This window comes from Phaeovulum sp. (genome assembly GCF_041596715.1).
In the GTDB taxonomy this organism is placed as follows: domain Bacteria; phylum Pseudomonadota; class Alphaproteobacteria; order Rhodobacterales; family Rhodobacteraceae; genus UBA6213.
This window is the reverse complement of the sequence record NZ_JBFHIA010000108.1, coordinates 1-9,784: the sequence shown is the minus strand read 5'-3', so window position 1 is coordinate 9,784 and position 9,784 is coordinate 1. Positions and strand designations below refer to the sequence as shown.

Here is a 9,784-nt window from a genome sequence, read left to right as displayed (position 1 = left end):
TATTGTCTTGGCCGATGCAGACGCTATCGCGACGCTTGCGCCCGAAGATCTGCCTCACGCCCTCGTCGCCAGCAAAATGCGGGCGGAGAAAGAGGCCGTGATGATGCAGCGCCTGAGGCAAGGCGAAACCACGCTTGCGATACTAGGCTTGAATAGGGAGGAAATGACATGACCAAAGATATCGGCATAGCAGGCACCGGCCGGATGGGCACCGCCTTTGCGCGTCGCCTGATCGAGGCCGGCCATAGCGTCAAGGTGTGGAACCGCAGCCCAGAGCGCATGTCTTCGGCGGTTCAGGCCGGGGCGGTGGCAACCGATCTGTCGGGTTTGGCTTCCTGTGACATGATCTTGTTTTCGTTGACAGACGCCGCCGCATCGGGGGCGGCCTTGAGCCAGTTGATCGACGCAGGGATCGCCGGGCGGCTGGTGATAGAGATGTCTACCCTTCTACCGGCTGAAGCCGATGACCTAGCCGCGAGGGTAGCGGCCGCGGGGGCTGACTTCGTGCACTGCCCCGTTGGCGGCACCGTCGCCCCGGCGTTGAAGGGGCAGCTCTTGGGCTTGGCCGGGGGCGAGATCGGAGCATTTGAGCGGGCGAAACCGGTGCTTGAACAGCTTTGCCGCCGGGTAGAGCATCTGGGAAGCGCAGGCACTGCGGCGCGGATGAAACTCGCCGTGAATCTGCCCTTGGCCGTTTACTGGCAGACCTTGGGCGAAAGCCTTGCGCTGTTGCGGGATTCGGGGGTGCCGCATGATTTGGCGATCAGCCTGATTGCCGATAGCTCTGCCGGGCCGACCGTCTTGAAGAACCGTGCGCAGGTGGTGGTAGATACGTTGAATGGCACCGACCAACCCGGAACCTTCGATATCGCCGGGCTGACGAAGGATCTGACACTGGCACTGGCGCTGGCCAAAGCGGAAGGGGCGGATTTGCCCGTGGCTCGCGCCACAGATCTGCGATACCAGGCCGCGCTGCAAGCAGGGCTCGGCCGGTTTGACGGTGCCAGCCTGACCCGACTGGCGGCCAAGCGATGATGGACCTTTTGGACCCTGCCACGCTTTTGCCGCTGATCGCGGTGCTGGCCCTTGCAGGGGCGCTGATCGGCTTTTTGGCGGGTGTTTTCGGGATCGGGGGCGGAGCAATATCCGTCCCCGTTTTCTACGAGGTATTTCAAGCTCTTGGTCATGCGCCCGAAGTGGCGATGCCGGTGGCTGTCGGCACCTCGCTGGCGGTGATCATTCCGACCTCGATCCTTTCCTCGCTTGGGCATTTCAAACGCGGCACTGTGGATATGGACCTGTTGCGCCTTTGGGCATTGCCGGTGCTGGTTGGCGTGCTGCTCGGTTCGGCCATTGCGCGTTTTGCCCAGCCGCAAGTGTTTCAATTGGCCTTTGTCGTCGTGGCGGCAGTGAATGCGACGAAATTGCTTTCCGGCGGTTCGGGGTGGCGGTTGCGCGACAGCCTGCCTTCACGCGGCGCACTGCGGCTATATGGCAGCGGTGTGGGTCTTGTCTCGGCTCTGATGGGTATCGGCGGGGGCGCGGTTTCCAACCTGATCCTTACCCTACATAATGTCCCGATCCATCGGGCGGTTTCGACCTCGGCGGGGGTAGGGGTGCTGATCGCGATTCCGGGGACGCTGGGCTATATGGCCGCAGGTTGGGGCCAGCCCGACCTTCCGCCCGATGCCATAGGTTTTGTCTCTCTGGCAACCTTCGCCCTGACGATCCCAACCTCGTTTCTGACAACCCGGTTCGGGGTAGCCTTGGCGCACCATCTTTCCCGCAAGCATCTTGAACGCGCCTTCGGGCTTTTTCTTCTGGCCGTAAGCCTCCGATTCCTCTGGGCCATCGTGACAGCGTGACACGCCTTTGAAACTAGGCTGTGCACTTGGCCAAAAGATTCTGGCAAAGATTGGGGTGCTTGGGGGCAAAGACAGCGCCCCCAATGCCCGCCCTTTGATCTCTCGCCCGGTCGCGGCGTTATCTTGCGCGGGCTTGCATCGGCAAGCTGTCCACTATCTTGCGCAGCGCCGCGGCGAGGCGCTCGGCCCAGCGTTCCTGATCTGGGGGCGTAAGGACCCAGTCATTGACGATTTCAAGTCCTGTTGCCGGTATGCCTGTGCCCCATGTGTGGTAGTCGAGCGTGAAGGACGTGCCGACAAAGCCTGAATAGGGAAGGTTTTCGGCCACCTGCAAACCCGGTTCGCGCGACAATTCGGAAATCAGGGCCGACGATAGGCGAGCGTCGGAATGCCAAAAAGTGCCTGCATCAATATCGCGCCGCTCTTGGCCAAGTTGGCGGGTGCAGCTGTGCATTGCCAGAAAGATAGGCGCTGCGTGGTCAGCGTGCTTTTGCGCAAGCATCCGGTGGATCATGCGGTGATAGGGCCAAAAGTATCGCTCCTGACGTTCGGCCCGCGCCTCGCCGTTCAGATTGCAATTGCCCGGCACGGTGATGCCATCGCTTTCTTGCGGAATAGAGGTTGGGTCTGCGATCCAGCGGTTGCAGTCTATCAGCAGCCGCGATGTGCGGGTCAGCACCGCTGGCGCATCTATTGCCGCGGCCAGCGCCCGCGTGACCGCCGCGATGCCGACATCAACCCCAATGTGCAGGTTCAGCGTTTCTGGCGGCAAGCCAAGCCCGTCATATCTGCGCGGCACATGCGCGCTTGCGTGATCGCAAACCAAAAGCCCCGGAAAGCGGCCTTTTGGGTTGAACACTTCGATCGCGTCATCTTCTGCAAGCGCCGAGAATGTTTCGCCAAGAACGCTATTCATGTAACCGGATCCACCCGTGCGTTGAATGCCTCGCGCAGGGCCTCGATCGCGGCAAGGCGCTCGCGCGTGCGATCTGGGTTGCGCGCTACAATCGTTGCGACCAGCGCCTCGGTCTGTGCCATAGCGGGCACCCAGGAATCGAAGGGTGAGCAGCTTTCTACCGGGGACACCATTGTCTTGTCGGCCACGGCGGCAATCGGTGATTGCCACCGGTCCGTGAACAGCACGATCCGCGCGCGGCGTTGGTGGGCCATGCGCGCGAACTGGATGGTTTCGCTTTGATAGCGACGAAAATCGAATGCGACCAAGGTGACCCGGCTGTTATAATCCACCAAAAGGTCGGCCAAGGTTTCCGAGCCGGGGTTGAGCAGGCGCACACCGGGGCGCACTTGTGCCAGATGAAGCGCCAGCCGCCCCGCAACCACGGTGCTAAAGCGCCCGCCAAGGCAGTGGATCTCGGATCGTTCGTCCGCAAGCAGATCGACGATCGAATCGAAGTCGCCTTCCAGATAGTCCGCCTCGACCTGACGTAGCGCAGTGGAAAGCGTGCGCATGGTGGTTTGGTAGACGCTATCGTTTACCTGTGCCGCTCGGTCACGCAAGAGTGACAGGGGCGAATTGAGTTGGTCGCTGACTTCGTCTATCAGGCTTCTTTGAAATGCAGCATAGCCTGGAAAGCCCAGTTTGCTGACGAAACGCAGAACGGTTGGAACACTCACACCAGCACGTGTCGCCAGATCAGCGACCGTGGTCAGCCCCGCCACCGGATAGTTTGCTAGAAGCGCCCGACGGATCAAAGCCTCTTTCGGAGTAAGATGTAGATCAGGGCCTGTAAGGAAATCTTTAATCATATGCGCCTCCGCCAAGAATGATCGTAAAGATATCAGACTGTGCCGCTTGCATGCCTTTTGTAGTTAAATATCCGAAATATGTTGACGAGCAAGGAAAAGATCGCATAGCTGACCAAAAGGTGGCGTAGATCACTCCAACCGTAACTTTGGGAGACCATCATGAGATCGCTTACACGCAACACATCCGCTTTGGCTTTGGCGATTGCGCTTAGCCCCGGTCTTCTGGCCGCCGAAACGCTACGCTTTGCGGGCGCGGGTGACGTCTTCAGCATGGACCCCTATGTGGTCGAAGAGGTCTTTACCTCGGGGTTCCTTGGCAACGTATATGAAGGGCTCATCCGCCGTGGCCCGGATCTGGAAATCCTTCCCGCGCTGGCCGAAAGCTGGGAGCTGCTGTCGCCGACCCACTGGCGCTTTCATCTGCGCGAAGGCGTGACTTTCCATGACGGGTCGCCCTTTACCTCTGACGACGTGCTCTATTCGGCCGAGCGCGTGCGCTCGGGCGCGTCAGACTTCAAGAACCGGCTTGCAGCAGATACCCAAGTGGTCGCGGTTGATGATTACACCGTGGACTTCATCACGACCGAACCGAACCCGATCCTGCATTTCACTTGGGCCAATTGGTACATCATGTCGCGCGCTTGGGGCGAGGCGAACAATATCGGCGTGCCGGACAAAGGCAGCGAGGTAGAAAACTACGCCACGCTGCATGAAAACGGCACCGGCCCCTACGTTCTTACCACGCGCGAACCCGGTGTTCGCACGGTGCTGAAGTCCAACCCCAACTGGTGGGGGGCAGGCACGGTTCCGGGCAATGTAACCGAGGTCGAATATACCCCCGTGCCCAACGCCGCGACTCGCGTGGCGGCACTTCTTTCCGGGCAGTTGGACGTGGTTTACCCGGTGCCGGTGCAAGATATGGCGCGCATTGAGGCCACCCCCGGCGCGCATGTCGAAGCTGGCCCCGAAGTGCGCACCATGTATCTGACGATGAACCAATGGCGCGACACGCTGCCGGGCTATCCGGTCGAAGGCGTGAACCCGATGAAAGACCGTCGGGTGCGCGAGGCTGTCTATCGCGCCATCGATGTAGAGGCGATCCGCGACAAGATCTTGCGCGGGCAGTCCAGCCCTTCGGCGCTGATGGTGGCACCGGGCGTCAACGGCTATTCGGCCGACTTCCAGCGCTATCCTTTTGACCCGGAGGCTTCCAAGGCCCTCTTGGCCGAAGCGGGCTACCCCGATGGTTTCTCGATGACGATGCAATGTTCCAACGACATGTATGTCAGCGATGAGGCGATTTGCCTTGCCGTTTCGAACATGCTTGCCGCCGTTGGCATCGACGCCAACGCCAACGTGCAGGCGCGCGCGCAGTATCTAGAGGCCATCCTTGCGCCGAACATGGACTTTGGTCTGGCGATGCTGGGCACCACGCCCGCCAGCCTTGATAGCCATATCGCGCTTTATTCGCTGCACATGTGCCCGCGCGTCTCGCCCGAGGGAGAGATTTGGGCATTGGAAGATCAGTCCAAGATCGTCGCGGGCAAATCGAACTTTGCCGGTTACTGCAACCCCGAGGTCGATCGACTGGCTGGCGAGATCCTGCGTGAAACGGATGTCGATACCCGCAATGACCTGATCCATCAGGCATGGACGATCACCACCGATGATGTGGCCTACATTCCGCTGCATCAGACTTGGGCGGCATGGGGCGTGCGCGAAGGCGTCGATATCGAAGTGCGCGCTGACAACATTCTGGACTGGCGATACATCACTATCGAGCAGTAAAGCCAACACGCGGGGGCCGAGGTAAAGGCGGCCCCCGCGACTTTGGAACTTCGGCACGGGGACGCCATGATACGCTTTGTTCTTCAGCGCCTGGTGCAGGCGGCGACCGTGCTGATCGTTGTGGCGCTACTGGCCTTTGTGATGTTTCGTTATGCGGGCGATCCGGTCGCGCAGATGGTCAGCCAAGACACCACATTTGAAGACCGCGCCGCATTGCGCGAAGCGATGGGGCTAAATGACCCGCTGCCAGTGCAATTCGCAGAGTTCGTGGTGCGGGTGGTGCATGGGAACTTTGGCCTGTCCTACCAGATGGGGCAACCCGTCGCTGGCCTACTGGCAGATCGGCTTCCCGCCTCAATTGAACTTAGCCTCGTGGCGTTCAGCATTGCGTTGTTGGTCGGCGTGCCCATGGGCGTATACGCCGGACTTAGGCCAAACGGCTGGATATCAAGGCTTTTCCTGATTGTTTCACTTGCGGGCATCTCGTTGCCGACCTTCTTCATCGGGATCATGTTGATCCTTGTTTTCGGGGTGGAGCTGAGCATCTTCCCAACTTTCGGGCGTGGCGAAACGGTTGACCTTGGCGGCTGGACGACGGGGCTTTTGACCTTTTCGGGCTGGCATTCGATCATTCTGCCCGCCATCACGCTGGGCTTGTTTCAGATGACCTTCATCATGCGGTTGGTGCGCGCCGAGATGTTGGAGGTCTTGCGCACCGACTACATCAAGTTCGCGCGCGCGCGTGGCATCGACAATGGGCGCATCAATTTCAGATATGCGCTGCGCAATACGCTGGTGCCGGTCATGACCATTGCGGGGCTTCAGCTTGGCTCCATCATCGCCTTTGGCATCGTGACCGAAAGCGTGTTCCAGTGGCCGGGGATCGGGCTGTTGTTTTTGCAGGCAATCTCCACCGTCGATATCCCCGTCATGTCCACCTACCTCTTGCTGGTGGCGGTCATCTTCGTTTCGATCAATCTGATCGTCGATATCTTGTATTTCCTTGTAGATCCGCGCCTGCGGATTTCGGATAAGCGATGAGCCCCAAGATGCAGAACAACCCTAGACCTTCGCTGCTCTATCGTATGTTCGACAGCGATGCGGGCTACAAGTTCCGGTCTTCGCCGATCACCGTTCTGGCGGGGGTCGTAGCGGTGCTGATGATCGGCGCGGCCATTCTGGCACCGTTGATCGCGCCCTTCGATCCGTTCAACAAGGCATCAATCGATCTGATGAACTCGCTGACCCCGCCTGCGTGGCAACAGGGCGGTAACCCCGCATTCTTGCTAGGCACGGACGATCAGGGCCGAGATCTTTTGTCCGCTATCCTATACGGCACCCGCACATCGGTGATGGTCGGGGCAATATCGGTGCTGCTGGCGGTTACGGCGGGTATCTTCCTCGGGCTGATCGCGGGCTATTTTGGTGGCATTGTCGATGCGCTGGTGATGCGCATCGTCGATATCCAGATGACCTTTCCCGCGATCATGGTCGCGCTTATGATCGACGGTGTCAGCCGCACTTTGCTGCCACGTGATCGCCATGATGATTTGGCGATTTTCGTTATCATTCTGGCGATGGCGCTGTCGATCTGGCCGCAGGTGGCGCGCACCGTGCGCGCTTCGACCATGGTAGAGCGTGGGCGCGAATATGTGCAGGCGGCGCAGGTGATTGGCCGTGGCCCTTGGGTAATCATGGCGCGCCATGTGCTGCCCAACGTGATGGGGCCGGTTCTGGTGATTGCGACGATCAATTTGGGCGTCGCCATTCTGGGCGAGGCGACGCTTAGTTTTCTGGGTGTCGGTATCCCCGCAAGCGAGCCTTCGCTTGGCACGCTTATCCGGATCGGCAACAATTTCATCTTTTCCGGCGAACGCTGGATGCTGATCTACCCCGGTCTGACGCTTGCGCTGTTGGTGCTGTCGGTCAACCTTCTGGGTGACTGGATGCGTGACGTGCTCGACCCCAAGCTGCGCTGAGGAAATGCGATGACGTTGCTTTCAATCCAGAACCTCACGGTTGAATATCCGGGGCGCAAATCGACCTTCACGGCGGTTCGTGATGTGACGCTTTCGCTTGAACGCGGCGAAATCCTTGGGCTGGTCGGCGAATCCGGCGCGGGTAAATCCACCGTCGGCACGGCCGTGATGGGGCTGCTTGACCCGCCGGGGCGTGTATCCGAGGGCACCATCACACTCGATGGCGTGGATGTGCGTGAAATCGCGCAGCTGCGCGGCCGGCGTATTTCGATGATCTTTCAAGACCCGTTGACCAGCCTCAACCCGATGTTCACGGTTGAACAGCAACTGATCGACACCATCCGCGCGCACCGCGATGTCAGCGGGGCAGAGGCGTTGGCAGAGGCCGTAGCACTGTTGGCGTCGGTCGGAATTGCCGATGCTGAAACACGTATTCGCCAGTATCCGCATCAGTTTTCGGGCGGTATGCGCCAGCGGGTGGTGATTGCGCTGGCGCTTTGTTCCAACCCTGACGTGATCATTGCTGATGAACCGACCACGGCGCTTGATGTCTCTATCCAGGCGCAGATTCTGGTGCTGATCCGCGATCTTGCGCGCGAACGTGGCGTCGGGGTCATTCTTGTCACGCACGATATGGGCGTGATCGCCCAGACGGCAGACCGCGTGGCGGTCATGTATCGCGGGCGACTGGTCGAAGTCGGCACCACCCAGCAGGTGATCTACGCGCCATCGCATGCCTATACCAAAAGCCTTATCGCCGCCGTGCCGCGCGGTGACATCAAGCTCGAACGTTTTCCGCGTGTGTCTTACTCCGAAGACACCACGCCGCCGCGCGCCGAATTTGCGCTGTCTAGCCACTGGCTGGGCAAGGCACGTGAAGGCGCTGCCGCGCGCTCGGCAGAACCGCTTGTTTCGGTGCGCGATCTTGGCATCCGCTTTCCCACCGTCAGCGCGATACTGCCGCGCAATCGGCGCTACATAGATGCGGTCAAGGGGGCTAGCTTCGACATAGCGCAGGGCGAGGTTCTGGGGCTGGTAGGGGAGTCGGGCAGCGGAAAATCGACCGTGGCGCGGATGCTTTCGGGCATTTACCGGCCCGGTACTGGCAGCATCCGCTTTGATGGGCGGGATCTGGCCACGGTGCATTCGTCGCGCGAACGCCAAGCCATTCGCCGCCAGATCCAGATGATATTTCAAGACCCTTTCTCATCGTTGAACCCGCGTATGCGGGTTGAGACGATCGTGGCGGAACCGATCCACCACAACCGCCTGACCTCTAGCGAGGCCGAGACGCGCGCGATTGTGGCCGACCTTTTGGAGGTGGTCGAACTTGGCGCAGCGGCCGGGCGCAAGTTTCCGCACGAGTTTTCGGGTGGCCAACGCCAACGCATCTCGATCGCGCGTGCTTTGGCCACCCGGCCTCGGTTCTTGATCTGTGATGAACCGACCTCGGCGCTGGATGTGTCCATTCAAGCGCAGATTTTGAACCTGCTCAAAGACCTGCGTGATGCGCTAAATCTGACGGTGCTGTTTATCAGCCACGATCTGCCCGTAGTGCGCCAGATGTGCGACCGCGTCGCGGTGATGCGCAACGGGCAGATTTGCGAGCTTGCCGAGACCGAGGCGCTTTTCGAGCACCCCAAGGCGGAATACACCCAAGAACTGATCCGCCTGATGCCGCAAATCTGAACGAGGCGACTCCCATCAGGCAATCAGGGCCAGCCCCACGCGGCTGCCCGGCCTTGTGGTGGTGGCATGCAAGCCCACATGCGGATCGAAGCCCAATTGGGCGACCAAGGCATCTTTTCGCTCTTGCGCCTTGGCGGTTATGTGCAAGCGGCGGTGGGGGCGGGGCTGCCGCCCAAACTTCTCCGCATCTCTTCAAGGTGGATCACCCATCTCCGCTCTCGGGGTTGTCAGCGCATGACCATCATCGCAATGCGCGTGGCCGCCACACCGGGGGGGCACGGATCGTTCACCTAGTGGCGCAATCTCAAAGCGCGGGCGGTCATTCAGATGCGCGATAGACATCGCATTTGAACGTCTGTGCCAAAAGGAAAAGATAAGAGAAACAACACCAGCCAAGCGAGGCGCATATCGATCAATTGTATCAAGAAATGACTTGGCTCGGTGTCCTAACAGAAGTTCAGGCCGCGAAACGCACGCCGCCTTGGTGGCAAGCATGGTTCAGGGCCCGCTGGCCGCGGGCGAGGATCTGCCGCGGATGTAAGGCGAGGCGACCACGCTGTCTTTCGGAATTGCAGACAGGCAATTTCAGGAAGCCCGCCGCCGCTTTCTGCTAGGCGGAAACGGTGTTTGGGTTGAAGCCAATTCCTTCGGTCTTGCCGCCGGTGGCCAACAAGGACGCTTTTCTGGCGTTTCGGC

Annotated in this window: 8 protein-coding genes; 6 read left to right on the top strand and 2 right to left on the bottom strand. The window is 60.1% G+C overall.

Annotated elements, in window-relative coordinates:
• Positions 1-168 precede the first annotated feature (168 nt).
• Both ABY403_RS08990 and ABY403_RS08985 read left to right on the top strand, forming a co-directional pair.
• Positions 169-1,035: an NAD(P)-dependent oxidoreductase gene (locus tag ABY403_RS08990; RefSeq protein WP_372840449.1), complete on the top strand. Its 867-nt coding sequence runs from the start codon at positions 169-171 to the stop codon at positions 1,033-1,035.
• Entirely contained in the window at positions 1,032-1,865 is an 834-nt protein-coding gene (locus tag ABY403_RS08985; RefSeq protein ID WP_372840448.1) for a sulfite exporter TauE/SafE family protein, read from the top strand. Before ABY403_RS08990 ends, ABY403_RS08985 begins: the two co-directional genes overlap by 4 nt.
• Positions 1,866-1,983: 118 nt before the next feature.
• Here the strand turns inward: ABY403_RS08985 and ABY403_RS08980 are convergent, their stop codons facing one another.
• Together ABY403_RS08980 and ABY403_RS08975 are read right to left on the bottom strand one after the other, a co-directional pair.
• Entirely contained in the window at positions 1,984-2,781 is a 798-nt protein-coding gene (locus tag ABY403_RS08980; protein WP_372840447.1) for an N-formylglutamate amidohydrolase, read from the bottom strand.
• A complete protein-coding gene (locus ABY403_RS08975; protein WP_372840446.1) occupies positions 2,778-3,632 on the bottom strand; it encodes a MurR/RpiR family transcriptional regulator in 855 nt (284 codons plus the stop codon). Before ABY403_RS08975 ends, ABY403_RS08980 begins: the two co-directional genes overlap by 4 nt.
• A gap of 159 nt (positions 3,633-3,791) precedes the next feature.
• On the opposite strand from ABY403_RS08975, the gene ABY403_RS08970 reads away from it, so the two are divergent.
• The 4 genes from ABY403_RS08970 to ABY403_RS08955 all read left to right on the top strand — a co-directional run bounded on the left by ABY403_RS08970 (position 3,792) and on the right by ABY403_RS08955 (position 9,088).
• The gene (locus ABY403_RS08970) at positions 3,792-5,420 is read left to right on the top strand and encodes an ABC transporter substrate-binding protein (RefSeq protein ID WP_372840445.1); all 1,629 of its coding nucleotides are present in this window, start codon (positions 3,792-3,794) and stop codon (positions 5,418-5,420) included.
• A gap of 66 nt (positions 5,421-5,486) precedes the next feature.
• Positions 5,487-6,461: an ABC transporter permease gene (locus ABY403_RS08965; RefSeq protein ID WP_372840444.1), complete on the top strand. Its 975-nt coding sequence runs from the start codon at positions 5,487-5,489 to the stop codon at positions 6,459-6,461.
• Entirely contained in the window at positions 6,458-7,399 is a 942-nt protein-coding gene (locus ABY403_RS08960; RefSeq protein ID WP_372840443.1) for an ABC transporter permease, read from the top strand. The genes ABY403_RS08965 and ABY403_RS08960 overlap by 4 nt, the downstream gene beginning before the upstream one ends.
• Before the next feature lie 9 nt (positions 7,400-7,408).
• Positions 7,409-9,088: a dipeptide ABC transporter ATP-binding protein gene (locus ABY403_RS08955; RefSeq protein ID WP_372840442.1), complete on the top strand. Its 1,680-nt coding sequence runs from the start codon at positions 7,409-7,411 to the stop codon at positions 9,086-9,088.
• Positions 9,089-9,784 lie beyond the last annotated feature (696 nt).

Bases quoted from the DNA above. Each gene is read 5' to 3' on its own strand.
- ABY403_RS08985 (WP_372840448.1), top strand. From the start codon at position 1,032: ATGATGGACCTTTTGGACCCTGCCACGCTTTTGCCGCTGATCGCGGTG.
- ABY403_RS08990 (WP_372840449.1), top strand. From the start codon at position 169: ATGACCAAAGATATCGGCATAGCAGGCACCGGCCGGATGGGCACCGCC.
- ABY403_RS08970 (WP_372840445.1), top strand. From the start codon at position 3,792: ATGAGATCGCTTACACGCAACACATCCGCTTTGGCTTTGGCGATTGCG.
- ABY403_RS08955 (WP_372840442.1), top strand. From the start codon at position 7,409: ATGACGTTGCTTTCAATCCAGAACCTCACGGTTGAATATCCGGGGCGC.
- ABY403_RS08975 (WP_372840446.1), bottom strand. From the start codon at position 3,632: ATGATTAAAGATTTCCTTACAGGCCCTGATCTACATCTTACTCCGAAA.
- ABY403_RS08960 (WP_372840443.1), top strand. From the start codon at position 6,458: ATGAGCCCCAAGATGCAGAACAACCCTAGACCTTCGCTGCTCTATCGT.
- ABY403_RS08980 (WP_372840447.1), bottom strand. From the start codon at position 2,781: ATGAATAGCGTTCTTGGCGAAACATTCTCGGCGCTTGCAGAAGATGAC.
- ABY403_RS08965 (WP_372840444.1), top strand. From the start codon at position 5,487: ATGATACGCTTTGTTCTTCAGCGCCTGGTGCAGGCGGCGACCGTGCTG.